Annotated in this window: 17 protein-coding genes; 8 read left to right on the top strand and 9 right to left on the bottom strand. The window is 72.2% G+C overall.

Annotated elements, in window-relative coordinates:
* From ACWDN5_RS34010 to ACWDN5_RS33995, 4 genes are all read left to right on the top strand, one after another.
* Nucleotides 1–2,874 carry a helix-turn-helix transcriptional regulator gene (locus tag ACWDN5_RS34010; RefSeq protein ID WP_449679171.1) on the top strand — a complete coding sequence of 958 codons (2,874 nt, stop codon included), beginning with the start codon at nucleotides 1–3 and terminating at the stop codon, nucleotides 2,872–2,874.
* Nucleotides 2,875–2,941: 67 nt separating this feature from the next.
* The gene (locus ACWDN5_RS34005; RefSeq protein ID WP_449679170.1) at nucleotides 2,942–5,347 is read left to right on the top strand and encodes a caspase family protein; all 2,406 of its coding nucleotides are present in this window, start codon (nucleotides 2,942–2,944) and stop codon (nucleotides 5,345–5,347) included.
* A gap of 22 nt (nucleotides 5,348–5,369) precedes the next feature.
* On the top strand, nucleotides 5,370–5,609 hold the full coding sequence (locus ACWDN5_RS34000; protein ID WP_449679169.1) for a hypothetical protein: 240 nt from the start codon (nucleotides 5,370–5,372) through the stop codon (nucleotides 5,607–5,609).
* Between the two features lie 19 nt (nucleotides 5,610–5,628).
* Nucleotides 5,629–8,049, top strand: a complete 2,421-nt coding sequence (locus ACWDN5_RS33995; protein WP_449679168.1) for a hypothetical protein — start codon at nucleotides 5,629–5,631, stop codon at nucleotides 8,047–8,049.
* Between the two features lie 105 nt (nucleotides 8,050–8,154).
* Here ACWDN5_RS33995 and aroQ read toward each other — a convergent pair whose 3' ends face one another.
* The 7 genes from aroQ to ACWDN5_RS33960 form a co-directional block, all read right to left on the bottom strand.
* Entirely contained in the window at nucleotides 8,155–8,586 is a 432-nt protein-coding gene (gene aroQ, locus ACWDN5_RS33990) for a type II 3-dehydroquinate dehydratase (protein WP_310975007.1), read from the bottom strand.
* Nucleotides 8,583–9,692, bottom strand: coding sequence for a 3-dehydroquinate synthase (aroB, locus tag ACWDN5_RS33985; RefSeq protein ID WP_449679167.1), 1,110 nt, complete (start codon nucleotides 9,690–9,692; stop codon nucleotides 8,583–8,585). Before aroB ends, aroQ begins: the two co-directional genes overlap by 4 nt.
* An 8-nt stretch (nucleotides 9,693–9,700) precedes the next feature.
* Complete coding sequence (locus tag ACWDN5_RS33980) at nucleotides 9,701–10,225, bottom strand: shikimate kinase (protein ID WP_449679166.1); 525 nt, start codon at nucleotides 10,223–10,225, stop codon at nucleotides 9,701–9,703.
* Entirely contained in the window at nucleotides 10,222–11,409 is a 1,188-nt protein-coding gene (gene aroC / locus ACWDN5_RS33975; RefSeq protein WP_310975004.1) for a chorismate synthase, read from the bottom strand. Before aroC ends, ACWDN5_RS33980 begins: the two co-directional genes overlap by 4 nt.
* 335 nt (nucleotides 11,410–11,744) lie before the next feature.
* Nucleotides 11,745–12,398 (bottom strand): anti-sigma factor family protein, encoded by a 654-nt coding sequence (locus ACWDN5_RS33970; protein ID WP_310975003.1) that lies wholly within the window; start codon nucleotides 12,396–12,398, stop codon nucleotides 11,745–11,747.
* A complete protein-coding gene (locus tag ACWDN5_RS33965) occupies nucleotides 12,395–12,907 on the bottom strand; it encodes a sigma-70 family RNA polymerase sigma factor (RefSeq protein ID WP_310975002.1) in 513 nt (170 codons plus the stop codon). Before ACWDN5_RS33965 ends, ACWDN5_RS33970 begins: the two co-directional genes overlap by 4 nt.
* Before the next feature lie 4 nt (nucleotides 12,908–12,911).
* The gene (locus ACWDN5_RS33960) at nucleotides 12,912–13,280 is read right to left on the bottom strand and encodes a hypothetical protein (protein ID WP_310975001.1); all 369 of its coding nucleotides are present in this window, start codon (nucleotides 13,278–13,280) and stop codon (nucleotides 12,912–12,914) included.
* A 105-nt stretch (nucleotides 13,281–13,385) separates the two neighbouring features.
* On the opposite strand from ACWDN5_RS33960, the gene ACWDN5_RS33955 reads away from it, so the two are divergent.
* The gene (locus ACWDN5_RS33955; protein ID WP_310975000.1) at nucleotides 13,386–13,823 is read left to right on the top strand and encodes a QcrA and Rieske domain-containing protein; all 438 of its coding nucleotides are present in this window, start codon (nucleotides 13,386–13,388) and stop codon (nucleotides 13,821–13,823) included.
* Between the two features lie 134 nt (nucleotides 13,824–13,957).
* Here the strand turns inward: ACWDN5_RS33955 and ACWDN5_RS33950 are convergent, their stop codons facing one another.
* Both ACWDN5_RS33950 and ACWDN5_RS33945 read right to left on the bottom strand, forming a co-directional pair.
* Nucleotides 13,958–14,413: a PTS sugar transporter subunit IIA gene (locus tag ACWDN5_RS33950; RefSeq protein ID WP_449679165.1), complete on the bottom strand. Its 456-nt coding sequence runs from the start codon at nucleotides 14,411–14,413 to the stop codon at nucleotides 13,958–13,960.
* Nucleotides 14,410–14,649, bottom strand: a complete 240-nt coding sequence (locus ACWDN5_RS33945; RefSeq protein WP_167379806.1) for a glucose PTS transporter subunit EIIB — start codon at nucleotides 14,647–14,649, stop codon at nucleotides 14,410–14,412. Before ACWDN5_RS33945 ends, ACWDN5_RS33950 begins: the two co-directional genes overlap by 4 nt.
* Before the next feature lie 242 nt (nucleotides 14,650–14,891).
* On the opposite strand from ACWDN5_RS33945, the gene ACWDN5_RS33940 reads away from it, so the two are divergent.
* Genes ACWDN5_RS33940 through ACWDN5_RS33930 form a run of 3 tightly spaced genes read left to right on the top strand, consistent with a single transcriptional unit; the run spans nucleotide 14,892 to nucleotide 17,213 of the window.
* Nucleotides 14,892–15,680: a GntR family transcriptional regulator gene (locus tag ACWDN5_RS33940; RefSeq protein ID WP_449679164.1), complete on the top strand. Its 789-nt coding sequence runs from the start codon at nucleotides 14,892–14,894 to the stop codon at nucleotides 15,678–15,680.
* On the top strand, nucleotides 15,677–16,909 hold the full coding sequence (locus tag ACWDN5_RS33935) for a PTS transporter subunit EIIC (protein ID WP_310974997.1): 1,233 nt from the start codon (nucleotides 15,677–15,679) through the stop codon (nucleotides 16,907–16,909). Before ACWDN5_RS33940 ends, ACWDN5_RS33935 begins: the two co-directional genes overlap by 4 nt.
* Nucleotides 16,910–16,946: 37 nt before the next feature.
* Nucleotides 16,947–17,213: an HPr family phosphocarrier protein gene (locus ACWDN5_RS33930; protein WP_285994310.1), complete on the top strand. Its 267-nt coding sequence runs from the start codon at nucleotides 16,947–16,949 to the stop codon at nucleotides 17,211–17,213.
* Nucleotides 17,214–17,245 lie beyond the last annotated feature (32 nt).

Here is a 17,245-nt window from a genome sequence, read left to right as displayed (position 1 = left end):
GTGAACGGGTTTTTCGGCCGGGTCGCCGAACTCCGGCAGCTCGGGGACCTGCTGGCCGCCGCGGCGCAGGGCCGTCCCTCGGCTGTGGTGCTCGACGGCGAGGCCGGGTCCGGCAAGACGCGGCTGCTGCAGGAGTTCGCCCGCACCGCCCAGGCGTCCGGCGCGTTCGTGCTGTCGGGTGGCTGCCTGGAGCTGGCCGGCGACGGCATCCCCTACGGGCCGCTGACCGAGGCGCTGCGGCACCTGGTGCGGACCCGGGGCGAACCCCGCGCCCGGGAACTGGCCGGGCCGGCCTGGTCGGAGCTGGCGGACCTGATCTCCGACTTCACCACCGGCCCGGGACCCACGCCCGGGTACGGCGCACAGACCAGGGTGTTCGGCGCGGTCGCCCGGCTGCTCGACCACCTCGGTGACCGGCAGCCGCTGGTGCTGGTGTTCGAGGACGTGCACTGGGCCGACACCGCCACCCTCGACCTCATCGCCTACCTGGTGCTCACCCAGACCGACGAACGGCTCATGCTCGTGTGCAGTTACCGGTCCGGCCTCCGGACCGGCCATCCCCTGCGGGTCCGGCTGACCGAGCCGGAGTTCGTCCGGCGGACGCGCAGGCTGACGTTGCCGCCGTTCAGCCGTCCGGAACTGCGGTCGTTCGTCGCCGCGCTGACCGGGGAGGACGTCAGCCCCGAGCGGGCCGACGAATACTTCGCGCTGTCGGAAGGAAATCCGTACTTCACCGAGCAGCTCGTCGCCGAGTCCGGCGCCGGCAGCACCCGGATCCCGCCCTCCTTGGACGACCTCATGCGGGAGCGCCTCGCCCGGCTCCGTCCCGAGGCGAGCGAACTCACCAAGGTGGCGGCGGTGGCCGGTCGCCGGGTCGGCGACGCCCTGCTGGCCCGGGTCGCCGAGTTCGAAGAGCGGACGCTCGACGCGGCGCTGACCGAGTGTCTCGGGCAACGCGTCCTGATCGAGGACCGGGACGACGGCTCGTACCGGTTCCAGCACGCCCTGCTTCGCGAGGCCGCCTACGCGATGGTGCTCACCCGGGAGCGCAAGCGGCTGCACGCCCAGTTCGCCGAGGCGCTGGCCGCCGAAGCGCCGTCGAACCCGCGCCTGCTGCCGGAGCTGGCGTACCACTGGTTCGCCGCCGACGATGCCCCGCGCGCCCTGCACGCCTCGGTCGGCGCCGGCGACCTGGCCATGCGCCTGCGCGCGTTCACCGAAGCCGAGACGCAGTACCGTCGCGCGCTCGAACTGTGGCCGCGGCTGCCCGATGCCGAACAGGTGGCGGCCACCACGCGCGCCCAGGTGCTCGAAGTCGCGGCGAACGCCGCTCGCTGGGCCGGTCATCTCCGGCAGAGCGTGACCTGGGCCCGCGAGGCGGTGGCGGCGGCAAGCGGGACGGGTCCCGTCCGGCTCGGCGGCCTGCACGAGCGCTTGAGCAGCTACCTGTGGGAAGCCGGCTACGACGAGGAGTCGCGAGCTGAACTGCACTCCGCCGACCGCCTGCTGGACGAGGTCCGGCCTAGCGCGGCGGGTTCCCGGGTCCGTTCGGCGCTCGCCACCGCGGCGGTGAAGTCCGGCCGGTATTCGGAAGCCCTCGAACTCGCCCGGCAGGCGGAAGCGGAAGCCGAAGCGGCGTCGGCGGTCCCGGAGACCGGCCGGGCCCGCAACAGCCGCGGGCTGGCGCTATCCGGTCTGGGAAAGCACGCCGAGGCCGTCGCGGCCGTGGAAGCCGCCCTGAAGATCGCCGAAGCCGAGGACCAGCTGGAGGATCAGCTGCGGGCGTGCGGCAACCTCGGCGTCTGCCTGGAGCGCGCGGGCCGGCTCGTGGACGCCGCCCGGCAGTTCCAGGCGGGCCTGGCGAAGACGAGGGAGTTCGGGCTGCTCGACTCCCGGCAGGCGGCCCTGCTGGCGAACAACGCCTGCGCCACCCTGTTCCAGATCGGCGAGTGGGACCAGGCCACGCTCCTCGCCGAGGAGGTGCTGCGCTACCACCCGGCGCGGGAGACCACGTTCCAGCGGCTCACCAAGGCCGAGGTCGACCTGGCCACCGGCCGTTTCGACGAGGCGGAGCGGCTGCTGCGGAGCATCCGGAACCTGCCCAGCACCCAACCGAGGTTCCTGAGCCCCGTCTACCGGTGCTTCGCCGAGCTCGCCGCGGCCCGCGGCGACCTGGAGAACGCGCTGGAGACGGTGCGCCACGGCATCGAAGTGGTCGCCGCCGGTGAAGACGTGCTGCTGGTCCTGCAGTTGTGCGCCTACGGGCTGCGCCTCGCCGCCGACTGGCCGTCCCCCGGCCCGCCGCCCGCATTCCGGGCGATCGCCGACGACATGGCCGCCAGGGCGATCGCCGACGACGATCCCGAAACCCGGGTCTTCGCGGCTTTGTGCGCGGCCGAACGGGCACGGGCCGCGGGCGAGGACACCTTCCGGACGTGGAGCCGTCTCGCGGACTCGTGGTCCGCGTTGACCCGGCCGTATCCCGAAGCCTATGCGCTGGCCCGCGCCGCGGAGGCGGCCGCACGGGCCGACGACCGGCCGGCCGCGGCCGAGGCCGCGGCCCGGGCCGCGCGCCTCGCGGACCGGCTCGGAGCGAAGCCACTGGCCGCGGTGATCCAGCGGATCAGGCGGATCCACCGGCTTTCGAACGCGGGGCTGCCCCGGCCGAAGCGGCCGTTCGGGATTTCGGAGCGCGAACTGGTGGTCCTCACGCACGTTTCCCGGGGCCTCACCAACCGCGAGATCGCCGCCCGCCTGCACGTGGCCACGTCCACCGTGGCCAACCAGCGTGCGTCGGCGATGCGCAAGCTCAACGCCAAGAACGGTCCCGACGCGGTGCGGATCGCCCGCGAACGGGGGCTCTTGGCGGACTGACGGTGCGTGGCAACCGGCCCGGGAACGGCCCGGGCCCGGTTCGGCGCACCCGGACCCAGGAGGAAAGATGGCACGCAGGGCACTGTTGATCGGCTCGGCCACCGGCGACCTGACCGGCCCCGCCAACGACACCGCCGCGATGGCGGCCGTGCTGGCGCGCCGGGGATTCCAGTCCGTGGTGTGCGACGGGGAGAACGCCAGCCGGGCCGGCATCCTCGACGCCTACGAACGGCTGATCGGCCGATCGCGCCCGGACGACGCCGTCGTCGTCTACTACAGCGGGCACGGGAGCTACGCCAAGGATCCGTCGCTGGCCGACGGCATGCCCGGGCCGGGCGTGGTCCAGTTCATCGTCCCGACCGACTACGAGGCGTCGACCGAGGACGATTTCCGCGGCATCGCCAACGTGGAGCTCTCCCTGCTGCTCAACAAGCTCACCGCGCGCACCCGCAACTGCGCGGTCATCCTCGACTGCTGCCATTCCGGCACCATGTCCCGCGATCTCGAAACCGGCGCGGTGGCCAGGGTCTGGCCCCGTGCCGTGCCCCCGCACCTGGCCCGGGCGCACCTGGATTCGCTGCACCGCAACGGCACCGACCTCGCGCGGCTGAACGCCACGGGCAACCCCGACGCGGTCCGGATCGTGGCCTGCGCCCCCAACCAGAAGGCCTACGAGACACACAACGCCGACGACGTGGTCATGGGCTACTTCACCGATGCGCTCACCCGGGTGCTCGACGCGCTCGGCCCGGAGTCCGGGCGGTTCTCCTGGGCGACCGTGACCGATCGGGTCCGCCAGCTCGTCCTGGAGCGGTGCGGGGTGCAGCGGCCGGAGGTCGAAGGGCCGAGCGAGCGGGAGGTGTTCGGTACCGGACGCGTGGAGCAGGTCGCGTACCTGCCCGCGTCCCGGCAGCGCCGGTGGGTCCGCATCGCCGGAGCTCGGCTGCTCGGCTACGGCGAGGGCGACGAGTTCACCATCCACCACGAGGACGCCCTGCTCGGTTCCGTCGTGGTCGAGTGGACCGACGGCCACGCTGTCTTCGGCGAACTCCGCGGACCGGACCCCGGCCTGCCGCTGCCCGTCGGGGCCCGTGCGCAGGTGCTCACGACAGCCGTGCCCGCGCTCCCGGTCTTCCTCGGTACCGGCTCGGACGCGCTGGCCGAGCGCGTCCAGGAGGACCCGGCGCTGCGTCCGGCGTCCGCGGAGGAGGCCGGCTCGGTCCGGGTGGTGGCGGGTTCCGGCGGACTGGCCCTCCACGACGCCATCGGCCCGCTGAGCCACCCGAGTCCCGACGACGGCCACCTGCTGGGGGATCTCAAGCGGATCGCGCGGGCCCGCGCGATGCTGCGCCTGTCCGAAGACCCGGGCATGGCGCTGCCCGTCCGGGTGCGCGTCGAACCGGCCCGGGTGGTAGACGGCATCCCGCGGCCGCTGCCCGGCAGTGGTGCCGTGCTCCACCCCGGCGAGGCCGTCTGCGTGACGGTGCACAACGACGGTGCGCAGTACCTGTACGTGTCCCTGCTGGACGTCGGGATTTCCTCGCAGGTCACCTTGCTGAACCCGGCGCACCCCAGCGGCGTCGCCATCGCTCCCGGCACGAAGTACGTCTTCGGTGGCGACGACGTCACCGGGGCGCTGCCGGGGCTGGAGCTGGGCTGGCCGTCGTCGGTCCCGCGCGATCACCCTCGCCGGGAGAGCATCGTGGTGCTGATCAGCGAAGACCGTGCGGACGCGGTTCTCCTGCAGCAGGGCGGGGTGCGTGGCGACCGGCCGCCGAACCGGCTGGAACAGCAGCTTCGGCGCCTGGGCGCCCAGGACAGCCGGGAGCTGGTCACACCGGCGCTGACGCGTCCGGTGCGCTTCGCGGTCCGGACCATCGACTTCGACGTCGTCCCGGCGCCGGCGCCCCGCGCGGAACGGGCGGTGTTCGAAGTCGACGGCCGTCCGGACCCTGTGGCGTCACCCGGCGGGACCGGGAAGCCGTCCACGGTCGTCCTGTGCCTGCCCGCACTCGTCGTGCACCACAACCGCGCGTTCCGCAGCCCGGACTTCCGGCTCGACACGCTGGTGCTGACCACCGGCGCCGACGGGAAACCCGCCCACCACATCCACACCGCGCGGTTCCGCGGCGCCGTCGACGGCACCCGGCTCGCCGTCGACGGCAACCCGGTGTTCCGCGGCGAGGTTCGCGAGCGGCTCGACGTCGCCATCTGGGTGTCGCAGGATCCGGAGGTCGACCTGGACTTTTCGACGGTGCGCGGTGAGTCGGCCGCCCCGATCGTCGACTCCGTCGAGGCCGTGCTTTCGGCGGCGTCGAGCCGGGTCACCGGTCTGTACCGGACGGGATTCCGGGCCGGCGAGCGGTTCGGGGTCTCGCGGCCGGCGGCCGAGACCCGGGTCCGGACCGCGGACTTCACCTTCGACCTCACCATCGAGCCGGCACCCGGCAGCGATCCGTCATCCCTTGGGTGACACCTCACGAAAGGACACGTCCATGGAGACCAAGCGGATCCGGCTCGGCGACCAGGTGTGGCAGGTGAGCGCGGCCGAGGCGGCCTCGGTCGCGGCCACGGTCGAAGCGGCGATGGTCGAAGGCAAGGTCGTCAAGCTCACCCTCCTCACCGCCGACGGGACCCCGGCCACGGTCATCTTCAACGGGCAGGTCGCCCCCTTGGCCGTCATCGACGACGGGGCGGTCCCCCGGCCGACCGAGATCTCCGGTTCCCGGACCTGATCCGGCGGCAGGCGTCCGAGTGCCCGAAGACAGCGGCTGGCGCACGTACCTGCGATCGAAGGTGCGGGGAGAACTCGTCAAGATCTTGGACGAGGTGGTACGGCAACCCGAGTTCGCGACGGAGATCGCCGAAGAACGCCTCGACGCCCGCCGGCTGGTCCACGAACTCGCCACCGATCCCCGGTTGATGGACCGCTCGGTACTGGAGTACGAGCCGGTGCTCGAGGCCGAGAAGGCCGTGTCGTCGCTGACCCGGCAGCGACCCGCGCTCCGGATCCGGGGCTGGCGGCCGGACCGGCGCAACGCCGGCGCGGTCGTCGTCGGGCTGGCCGTTCCCGCCATCTCGGTCTGGACGCTGAGCCGGTTCTCCTTCTTCGACGGGACGATCGCGGCGGTGGTGCCGCTCCTCCTGAGCGGAGCATCGTTCGCCGCTCTCGGCTTCCTTATGCGCCACGGCCTTCCCCGATGCGTCTGGGCGCGGCTGAGCTGGGAGGCCCGGCGCCTGCGCGCCCGGATCGACCGGCGAGGGCACCGGCTCGACTGGCGCCAGGCGGTGCGCGACGACGTGGTGACGCCCTACGTCCGGGAGTGGATCAACGGCGCGAAGGAGCCCACCTTCGACACTTTCCTGACGTTGCGCGACGGCTCCGCGCTCCTTTCCCAGGCACGGGACAGCCCGCTGGTGCAGACGGAATCGATCGAGGCGTTCCGCCGGGAGCTGTGCCGCCCCGACCCGGGCGCGGTCGGGATCGCCGGGCCACGGGGAGCAGGCAAGACGACCTTGCTCGAGCGGGCGCTCGACAATGCCTTCACCCCCGCCGACCAGCCGCCGTTCCTCACCGTCGTGGCGAGCGCGCCGGCCCGGTACGACGCCCGGGAGTTCATCCTCCACCTGTACGCCATCACCTGCCGGTCGGTCCTGCGCACCGCGGGCCCCGACGAAAGACGTCCGGCCGAAAGCGAGGACGAACTCGTCTGGCGACGGCTGCAGCGCCGGGAAAGCCTGCTCGCCCGGCTGCGCCGGCTCGGCCGGGTGGTGGCGATCAGCACCGTGCTTTCGGCCGTCGCGGGCGCGATCACCGTCTTCGCCCTCGATCTCGTCGGCGCGAGCCGAAGCGTCGCGGTGGCGCGGATCAACGCGATGGCCGAAGGGCTGCTCACCACGCCACTCGACTACCTTTCGCCGTGGCACTGGGACCTGGCGTTGCAGATCTCGGCGACGCTCCTCTTCGGCTACGCTCTCTTCCGGCCGGTCTGGCTGATCACCCGCTCCCTGGTCCACGGCGGCAAGGTGCTGCTCCTCGGCGACCGGCGCCACCGCGTCCACCGGTATTCCGGCCGCGACCACAGAGCGTTGTGCGCCCTGGCCCGCCACGACCTCCGCCAGGTGCGGTTCCTCCAGACCCGCACCGAGGGGTGGTCCGGCAAGCTGAGCACCGGCGGCCTGTTCGAAATGGGCCTGACCCGCACCATCGCCCGCGCCGAACGCCCGCTGACGCACCCCGAAATCGTCGACGACTACCGACGGCTGCTCGACCGTGTCGTCTCCGTTCTCGCCCCGGACGACATCAGCGGGGTGATCGTCGCCATCGACGAACTCGACAAGCTCGCCGATCCGGCGCAGGCCAGGGAATTCATCGACGAGATCAAAGGGGTTTTCGGGGTCAGCCGGTGCCTGTTCGTGGTGTCCGTCTCCGAAGACGCGCTGACTTCGTTCCACCGCCGCGGCATCCCGGTCCGTGACGCGTTCGACAGCGCCTTCACGAACGTCATCCGCATCGATCCCTTCACCCTCGACGATGCCCGGGCATGGCTGGCCAAACGCGCGTTCGGGATTCCCGAACCCTTCATCCACCTGTGCTACTGCCTGTCGGGCGGCCTGCCGCGGGAGCTGCGCCGGGTCGCCGTCGCGCTGTACGACCTGCACCTCGGCGGCAAACCCGGGAAAGACCTCGCCACCATCGCCTCGTCCTTGGTGACCGCCGACCTCACGGCCAAGTGCACGGCCTTCACCAGCGCGGCGGTCCAGCTGGACGACAACGCCGACCCCAGCGCGTTCCTCGCGGTCCTCACGGCCCCCGCCTGCCACCGGGCTTCCTGGATGATCAGCCAATGCGAGGCGGCCCTGCCGGAGGACCCCGCCGCTCCCCCGACGGGCCTCCACCGCCTCCGCTGGGAGGCCGCGAGCTACCTCTACTTCAGTGCGACCATCGTCGAGTTCTTCACCAACGACCTGCGACCGGAGACCGTCCGCGAGGCCGCCGCGAACGGGAGCGTCCCGGCACTGGCGGCAGCGCGGCGGCAGATGTCCGTCGACCCCCGGGTGAGCTGGCAGCTGATCACGGACTTCCGGCGGCAATGGGGGCTCGGCACCGTTCAGCCACCGTCGCCTCCGCCTCGTGAGGAACGTCCGGGGACGGCATCGGCCGGGAGCACGTGACCTCCCGTCGAGCTCCGTCCGCCGCGACCACTCGACCTCGAACCCCGCCTCGATCTCCGCCGGCGGACGCAGGTGGGCAAGGCCGGCCACCTCGCCGTCGCCGGGTCATCCCGGGCGGGTGGCGAGCCAGCGCAGGGCGAGCGGGTAGCCGTCGACGCCGAGGCCCGCGATGACCGCCGTCGCGATGTCCGACAGGACGCTGTGGTGCCGGAACGCCTCGCGCCTGTGGACGTTCGAGATGTGCAGCTCGATCAGCGGGGCGGTCAGCTGTGCCGCGGCGTCGCGCACCGCGATCGAGTAGTGCGTCCACGCGCCGGCGTTGAGCACCACCGGGTGACCGCCGTCGGCCGCTTCGTGCAGCCAGCCGACCATTTCGCCTTCGTGGTCGGTCTGCCGGACCTCGACCTCGATCCCCAGCTCCTCGCCGGTTTCGACGCACAGCGCCGCGAGGTCGGCGTGCGTCGTCGAGCCGTAGACCGACGGCTCGCGCTTGCCGAGCCGGCCGAGGTTGGGGCCGTTGAGCACGAACGCCTTCACAGCAGCACGCTCCCGCCGCTGCGGGTCGGCTCCGCCGCGATCGCCGAGTACGCGGCCGCGAGCAGCGACGGGTCCGGGCCCTCCAGGCGGCCGGGCTTGGCGAGCGCGTCGAGGACGACGAACCGCAGCGCCCCCGAGCGGGTCTTCTTGTCGCCCTTCATGGTTTCCAGCAGCTGCGCCAGCGCGTCGGCGTCGTACGTCGTCGGCAGGCCGAGCAGCTTCAGCACCGAGGCGTGGCGCTCGGCCGTGGCGTCGTCGAGGCGCCCGGCCAGCCGCGCCAGCTCGGCGGCGAACACCAGGCCCACGCTGACCGCGGCGCCGTGGCGCCACCGGTACCGCTCGCGGCGCTCGATGGCGTGGCCGAGGGTGTGGCCGTAGTTGAGGATCTCCCGCAGGTCGGACTCGCGCAGGTCGGCGGCGACGACGTCGGCCTTGACCTGGATGGACCGCCGGACCAGCTCGGCCAGCACCTCGCCGGTCGCGTCGAGCGCCGCGGCCGGGCCGGCCTCGATCAGCTCGAGGATCCGCGGGTCGGCGATGAAGCCGGCCTTGACGACCTCGGCCATCCCGGCGACCAGCTCGTTCGGCGGCAGCGTCTCCAGCGTGGCGAGGTCGACGAACACCGCGCTCGGCTCGTGGAACACCCCGACGAGGTTCTTGCCGGCGTCGGTGTTGATGCCGGTCTTGCCGCCGACCGAGGCGTCGACCATGCCGAGCAGCGTCGTCGGCACGTTGACCAGCCGGACCCCGCGCATCCACGTGCCCGCGACGAACCCGGCGAGGTCGGTGACGGCGCCGCCGCCGAGGCCGACCACGGCGCCGCGCCGGTCCAGCCCGATCCGGCCGAGCACCTCCCAGCAGAAGCCCGCGACGGTCAGCGCCTTGCCGTCCTCGGCGTCCGGGATCTCGACGCGGTGGGCGTCGAGGCCCGCGGCGTTGAGCTCGTCGCGGATGGCTTCGGCGGTGGTGGTCAGCGTGGGCGGGTGGATCAGCGCGATCTTCGAGGCGTCGGCCAGGTGCTCGGTGAGGTCGCCGAGCAGGCCGCGCCCGATCACGACGTCGTAGGGCTGAGCGGTGGCGACGGTGATCCGCACCGGATCGGACACGGGGTGACTCACTCCTTGGCTTCGGCGGGAGCGGCGAGCTCCGCCACGAGGTGCGCGACGATCTCGGGGGGCGTCCGGTCGTCGGTGACGATCTCGACGGTGGCGACCTCGCGGTAGACGGGCACCCGCTCGTCGAGCAGTTTCTTGAAGGTGGCGCGGGGGTTGACCCCGGCCAGCAGCGGCCGCGCGCTCGACAGGCCGGTGCGTTGCACACCCGCCGCGAGGCCGACGTTGAGGAACACGACGGTGTGCTCGGCCAGCCGGGCCCGGGTGCCCGGCGTCAGCGGTGCGCCGCCGCCGAGCGAGAGCACGCCGTCGTGCTCCGCCAGCGCCGTCGCGACCGCTTCTTCTTCCAGGGCGCGGAAAGCGGGTTCGCCGTCGTCCGCGAAGATGTCGGAGATGCTGCGCCCGGCGCGCGCGACGATGTCGTCGTCGCTGTCGCGGAACCCGACGCCGAGCGCGGCCGCCAGCAGCGGCCCGACCGTGCTCTTGCCCGAGCCGGGCGGGCCGACGACCACCGCGCGCGGACTCACCACCGCTCCTCGAGCGCCTTGAGGTAGGCCTCGGCGTTGCGCTTGCTCTCGGCGAGCGAGTCGCCGCCGAACTTCTCGAGCGCGGCGTCGGCGAGGATGAGCGCCACGACCGATTCCAGCACGACCCCGGCGCGCGGCACGGCGCAGACGTCCGACCGCTGGTGGATCGCGACCGCGGGCTCGCCGGTCTTGACGTCTACTGTGGACAGTGCTTTGGGGACGGTCGAGATCGGCTTCATGGCCACCCGGACCCGCAGCGGCTCGCCGTTGGTGATGCCGCCTTCGAGGCCGCCCGCGCGGTTGGACCGGCGGGTGACGCCGACCGGGCCGGTGCCGCGGTCGATCTCGTCGTGCGCCTGGCTGCCCCAGCGGCGTGCGGTGGTGAAGCCGTCGCCGACCTCGACGCCCTTCATCGCCTGGACGCCCATCAGCGCGCCCGCGAGGCGGGCGTCGAGCCGGCGGTCCCAGTGGACGTGCGAGCCGAGGCCCGGCGGGAGGCCGTAGGCGAGGACTTCGATCACGCCTCCGACGGTGTCGCCCGCCTTCCGCACGGCGTCGACCTCGGCGACCATGGCGTCGGTGCCTTCCTGGCTGAAGGAGCGCACCGGGCTCTCGTCGATGGCGGCCAGGTCGCCCGGCTGCGGGAGCGGGCCCTCGGGCGCGTCGGCCCCGCCGATCGAGACGACGTGGCTGAGGATTTCGACGTCGAGCAGCTGCTTGAGGAAGTTGCGGGCAACGGTGCCGAGCGCGGTCCGCGACGCGGTCTCGCGGGCGCTGGCGCGCTCCAGGACGGGACGGGCCTCGTCGAAGCCGTACTTCTGCATGCCGGGCAGGTCCGCGTGGCCGGGACGGGGCCGGGTGAGCGGTTCGTTGCGCGCGAGGCCTTCGAGGATCTGGGGGTCTACCGGGTCGGCCGCCATGACCTGCTCCCACTTGGGCCACTCGGCGTTCTCGATGTGCACGGCGACCGGACCGCCCTGGGTGAGACCGTGGCGGACGCCGCCGAGGAACTCGATGTGGTCGGTTTCGAACCCCATCCGCGGGCTGCGGCCGAACCCGAGGCGGCGGCGGGCCAGCTGCTCGGTGACGTCGGCGGTGGTGACGGCAACGCCCGCGGGCATCCCTTCGAGCACGGCGGCCAGCGCGGGTCCGTGCGATTCACCTGCGGTGATCCAGCGCAACATGGGCTCAATCCTGTCACGGCCGCGGCACGGGCCGGGACATGCCTCCGCTCACCCGGCACGGGAGGAGAGCCGGGCAGCCGGTTCGCCCACCCGGAGGGGGTCGGTCCGCGTACCCAGGCGGACGACACGCGTGCCTGGATGGACGACACGCGTGATCAGAGGGTCAACTCACGTGATTGGAGGGTCGACACGGCGGCTGTGCGCGTGTCGACCCTTCAATCACGCGTGTCGGCTCCTCAATCACGCGTGTCGGCTCCTCAATCACGGGTGTCGGCTGCTCGATCACGGGTGGGTGGCTCATCCGGGGCCCCCTGCGGCCCGGATGAGCCACCGGCTCAGAGCGTCAGCCGGAGGAGGGGGAGGCCGTCGGCCAGGCGGACTTCGAGGGCCGCCAGGTCCGCCTGGTGCACGGCCGTGCCGATCGACAGGCGGGCCGTGTTGTCCGGGAGGGCCTTCCAGGTCGCCAGCCGGGTCTCCACGCCCGAGCGCGAGATCGCCACCAGGACGTACTCGCCGCCGCTGCGGCCGCCCGTGTAGCTGCACGACATGTCGACCTGGGTGCCCCAGTCGAACGCCGCCAGCCGGGCGTCCGCGCGGACCGGGAACTGCCCCAGCGCCGTCATCGCCACCGAAGGCGGCGGCGCGGGCGCGGGCAACGGAGAAGGAGCCGAGGCCACCACCGCCAGCGCCACGCAGGCCGACACCGCCAGCGCCGCCGACGCGGACGTCACGGCGAGCCGGATCCGGCGGCCGCGCCGCACCCGCCGCAGCACCACCGGGAGCAGGTCCGGCGGGGGCGGACCGGGGTCCGGCAGCGACGCCGGCGCGTCCACTCTGGCCAGCAGGCCCGGCAGCCCCGCCAGCTCGCGCACCGAAGCCGCGCACCGGTCGCACGTGCGCAGGTGCTCCTCGAAGCGCTGGCGGTCCTCGGGGGCGAGCGCCCCGAGCACGTACGCGGCGTCGAACGTCGCGAAAGGATCCTCGCTCACTGGGTCACTCCCCTCTCCTCCAGCACCAGGCGGAGCGCGCGCAACGCGTAGTGCGTACGCGACTTGACCGTCCCTTCGGCCACCCCCAGCTTCAGCGCCGCGTCGGCGACCGAATACCCCTGGAAGTAGCACAGCAGCAGCACTTCGCGGTGCCGTTCCGACAGCTCGGCCAGCGCCTCGGCGACCAGCCAGCCCTGCACCGCGCGGTCGGTGCCGTCGGCGACCACGCGGTCCGGCGGCCGGTCGGTCGGCACCTCCGACCGGGCCGACGCCGACCGCCAGCCGTCGATGGCGATCCGCCGGGCCACCGTGAACAGCCACGCCCGCGCCGAGCCCTGCGACTGGTCCAGCACCGCCGGCGAGCGCCAGGCCCGCAGCAGCGTCTCCTGGACGACGTCCTCGGCCCGGATCCGGTCGCCGGAGGTCAGGTGAAGGGCGTAGGACCACAGCGCTGCCGCGTGGTCCTCGTGCAGCGCGCGCATGAGCGCCTCTTCGGCGACTTCTCCCACGAACTCAGGCCGCGACCCGGCGCCGGTCCTTCACGAACAGCAGCGCCAGACCGCCCACGATGCAGACCGCCTCGGTGATGACGCCCCAGTACTCCGGCTGGCTGTTGAACTGGTCGTGGTTCCCCATGAACCCGACCGTCGCGGCCAGCACGTACGCGCCGAGCGTGAGCGCCCCGAAGCCGACCGCGCCCAGCGCCGGCAGCCAGTGCCGCCAGGCCAGGACCGCGATCGCCAGCACCAGCCCGGCGATCGCGTCGAGCAGGAACAGCGTGCCGGTCAGGCCGGGGTAGTCCTGCGTCCACAAGAAGTAGTGCACGCCCGCCGAGCCGAGCAGCGCGGCCGCCACGACGATGCGTAGAACCCAACTCACCATGATCGTTCCTCCACTCCACACCCACTCCGGTACATACACGGAGCAGGGGGCGATCCGGTTCACCGGAAATTGAACCGAACGGGTGGCGATCCCGTTGATAAGGGCATGACAGCCGAACTGCACTCCCGCCGCACCGTCCTGTCCACCGGTGCCGCCGTTGCCGGTGCCGCCGTCGGCGCCGTCGCCCTCACCGCCTGCTCGTCGGAACCGAACGGCAAGTCGGGCACCGCGCAGGCCCCGATCGCCGCCGGGACACCGCTGGTCGCGTTGGCCGAGGTGCCGGTCGGGCAGGCGAAGGCGGCGAAGGCCCCGGACGGCTCCGACGTGATCGTGGCCCGGACGTCCGAGTCGGCCTGCGCCGCGTTCAGCGCGGTGTGCACGCACCAGGGCTGCACCGTGACGCCGAAGGGCGCCGACCTGGTCTGCCCGTGCCACGGTTCGGTGTTCAACGCGCTCACCGGCGAGGTCAAGCAGGGCCCGGCGAACAAGCCCCTGCCGAGCGTGCCGGTCAAGGTCGAGAACGGGAAGGTCGTCACCGGCTGACGAGCCGGGCGCGCGAACGGGCCCTTGTGGAGTGTCGTCCACAAGGGCCCGTTCGCTCGCTTTTCGGGGGTCCGGGTGGCGATGCCCCCCGGCCCGGGGCGAAGCCCCGGTTGTCACCGTGTGACAGCTGAAGCTCAGGCGTCCCAGGCGAAGAGCCGGTCGCCGGCGGCGACCTCGCGCTCGGTGTCCAAACCGGACAAAACCTCCGCCGAGGCGTCCAGCGCGACGACCGGGACGATCGCCGAGTAGCCCGCCGCGGTCACCGCCTCCGGGTCCCAGCTGACGATCGGCTGCCCGGCCCGCACCTGCTCGCCCTTGACGACGTGCAGCGTGAAGCCCTCGCCCTTCTCCTTGACCGTGTCGATCCCGAGGTGGACCAGCACGGCCTTGCCGTCCTCGGTCGCGACGACGTAGGCGTGCGGGTGCAGCGTCGCCACCGTGCCGTCGACCGGCGCGATCGCGTCCGACCGGCCGCCCGTGGGCTGCACCGCGATGCCCGGGCCGACCATCGCCTGCGCGAAGACCGGGTCGGGGACCTCGGTGATCGGCACCACGCGCCCGGCGACCGGGCTGAGGATGTCGAAGCTCACAGCAGGTCCTCGATGTCGCTGGCGATGGTGTCCGCCTCCGGCCCGACGATCACCTGCAGCGCCGACGACCCCATCTTGACCACGCCCATCGCGCCGGCCTTCTTCAGCGCCGCCTCGTCGACGAGGCTCATGTCCTCGACCTCGCAGCGCAGCCGCGTGATGCAGCCCTCGATCTCGGTGAGGTTCTCCGTGCCGCCGAGTGCGGCGAGGATCTTCTCGGGCCTGTCATCCGCCATCGCGGTCTCCTTGATCACTGTTTGTTCCCAACCTGACGCGAACCGCGTGTCCACCTGTACTACGCCGATCGTCGGCATGCACCCCGCCGCGGGCCACGAACGGATAACGGTGGTTGACACCCGTCCGCACGGCGGAGCATCCTGCCCCATCAGATCATTGGTCTAGACCGGAACGTACCAATGTTCCGGGCCGGACGCGAGCACCGGTCCCCGGTGGCGCGAGAACGAGGAGGGTGACGCCGATGAGCGCGGCCGCGCACGTCCCGCCGCCCGACAAGGTTGTCAACGGGCCCACGCCCAAGCACGCCCAGCTGCGGGAAATCCTCCGCCGCACGGTGGAGCGCGAGCTCCCGCCGGGTGCGCCGATCCCGTCGGAACGCGAGCTGGCCCAGCGCTACGGCGTGTCGCGGCTCACGGTCCGGTCGGCGATCGGCAAGCTGGTCGAGGAGGGCCTGCTCGCCCGGGTCCGCGGCAAGGGCACGTTCACCGCGGCCCGGCGGATGGAGCTGCAGCTCTACCTGATGTCGTTCACCGACGACATGCGGAGGCGGGGGCTGACCCCGACGACCGAGGTGGTCTCCGCGGCCACCGAGGTGCCGCCCACCGCCTCGGCGCACGCCCTCGGCCTGGCCGAGGGCGCGTCCGCGCACCACCTGGTGCGCCTGCGCCACGCCGACGGCGTGCCTCTGGCCGTCGAGCGCGGCTGGTACCACGCGGGCCGGGCTCCCGGCCTGCTCGGGCTCGACCTGACGCAGTCCATTTACTCGCAGCTGGCCGAGACGTACGGTGTGCGTCCCGACCAGGCGTGGCAGACGGTCTGGGCCGAAGGCGCGGACCGCGAGACGGCCCGGCTGCTCGGCATGCGTGCCGGCAGCCCCCTGCTCGTGTTCCGGCGGGTCTCCAGCGCAGGCGGCGACCCGATCGAAGACATCACGTCCTGGTACCGGGGAGATCACTACCAGGTGACCATGCAGTTGGACCGGAACACCCCGGAGCCCGGTCAACCACCCCACTATGGAGGATCCAGATGAGCACCACCACCGCGGAGGGGGCGAAGAAGGGCGGCGGAGGTCTCGCCGGCCTGCAGCGCTTCGGCCGCAGCCTCATGCTCCCCATCGCCACGCTCCCTGCGGCGGGCATCCTGCTCCGGTTCGGTCAGGACGACCTGCTCGGCAAGGACGGCCTCGGCTGGGACAAGGTAGCCGCCGTCATCGGCTCGGCGGGCAACGCGCTCTTCGACTTCCTGCCCCTGCTCTTCGCGATCGGCATCGCGGTCGGCTTCGCCCGCAAGGGTGACGGTTCGACAGCGGTGGCGGCGGCGGTCGGCTGGGTCGTCTTCAACCGGGTGATCCAGGCCATCGCGCCGGTCAGCAGCCAGGTGGGCTACAAGCCCGCGTGGGACAGCTCGCCGCTGCACTGGCCGTACAGCGTCCTGACCGGCATCGTGTCCGGTATCGTCGCGGCCCTGCTGTGGCAGCGGTACCACCGGATCAAGCTGCCCGCGTGGCTGGCGTTCTTCGGTGGGCGGCGGTTCGTCCCGATCATCACCGCCTTCACCATGATCATCCTGGGCGTCATCTTCGGCATCGTCTTCAAGTGGGTCGACGCGGGCATCCAGAACCTCGGCGAGGCGATCGTCGGCCAGCCGGTCGTCGGTGGCGGCATCTACGGCTTCTTCAACCGCCTGCTCATCCCGGTCGGTCTGCACCAGCTGCTGAACGTCCCGATGTGGTTCATCTTCAACGGTGGCGACCTGACCAACTTCTTCAACCACGTGCAGGGCTCGGGCATCTTCATGACCGGGTTCTTCCCGATCTTCATGTTCGCCCTGCCCGCCGCGGCGCTCGCGATCTGGCAGACCGCCCGCCCCGCGCAGAAGAAGATCGTCGGCGGTGTGATGATCGCGGCCGCGCTGACCTCGTTCATCACCGGTGTCACCGAGCCGATCGAGTTCTCGTTCATGTTCGTGGCGTGGCCGCTGTACATCTTCCACGCGATCATGACCGGCGTTTCGCTGGCGCTGGTGAACGCCCTGGACATCCACCTCGGCTTCTCCTTCTCCGCGGGCGGGATCGACTTCCTGCTCAACTCGAGCCTGGACACCGCGCACAAGGCGTGGCTGCTCATCCCGATCGGGCTGGTCTTCGGGGTGATCTACTACTTCGTGTTCCGGATCGTCATCACGAAGTGGAACCTGCGCACCCCGGGCCGCGAGGACGACTCGATCGAGGCGGACCTCGACCGGACGGCCGCGAAGTAACATCACCACCGACGTAACCGAAAGCGAGAGGACGAACATGCCGGAGAAACGCGTCGCCGTGGCCAGCAAGGTGGGCCTGCACGCCCGGCCGGCCGCGCTGGTGGCGAAGGCGGCCGCGGCGCAGCCCGTCGCGGTGCAGATCGCCAAGGCCGGCGGAGACCCGGTGGCCGCCGGCAGCGTGCTCAACCTGATGACGCTGGCCGCCGGGTACGGCGACGAGGTCGTCATCAGCGCCGAGGGCGAGGGCGCCGAGGAGGCCGTGGAAGCGGTCGCCCAGCTCGTCGCCACCGATCTCGACGCCTGACGAACACCCGCGAAGGCCCCCGCACCGGTCCC

The sequence above is a fragment of the Amycolatopsis sp. NPDC003731 genome (assembly GCF_053586895.1).
This window is presented reverse-complemented; position numbering and strand designations above follow the sequence as displayed.

Coding starts and splice junctions, on each gene's coding strand:
- ACWDN5_RS34005 (WP_449679170.1), top strand. CDS start 2,942: ATGGCACGCAGGGCACTGTTGATCGGCTCGGCCACCGGCGACCTGACC.
- ACWDN5_RS34000 (WP_449679169.1), top strand. CDS start 5,370: ATGGAGACCAAGCGGATCCGGCTCGGCGACCAGGTGTGGCAGGTGAGC.
- aroC (WP_310975004.1), bottom strand. CDS start 11,409: ATGTTGCGCTGGATCACCGCAGGTGAATCGCACGGACCCGCGCTGGCC.
- ACWDN5_RS33960 (WP_310975001.1), bottom strand. CDS start 13,280: ATGGTGAGTTGGGTTCTACGCATCGTCGTGGCGGCCGCGCTGCTCGGC.
- ACWDN5_RS33955 (WP_310975000.1), top strand. CDS start 13,386: ATGACAGCCGAACTGCACTCCCGCCGCACCGTCCTGTCCACCGGTGCC.
- ACWDN5_RS33945 (WP_167379806.1), bottom strand. CDS start 14,649: ATGGCGGATGACAGGCCCGAGAAGATCCTCGCCGCACTCGGCGGCACG.
- ACWDN5_RS33940 (WP_449679164.1), top strand. CDS start 14,892: ATGAGCGCGGCCGCGCACGTCCCGCCGCCCGACAAGGTTGTCAACGGG.
- ACWDN5_RS33935 (WP_310974997.1), top strand. CDS start 15,677: ATGAGCACCACCACCGCGGAGGGGGCGAAGAAGGGCGGCGGAGGTCTC.
- ACWDN5_RS33930 (WP_285994310.1), top strand. CDS start 16,947: ATGCCGGAGAAACGCGTCGCCGTGGCCAGCAAGGTGGGCCTGCACGCC.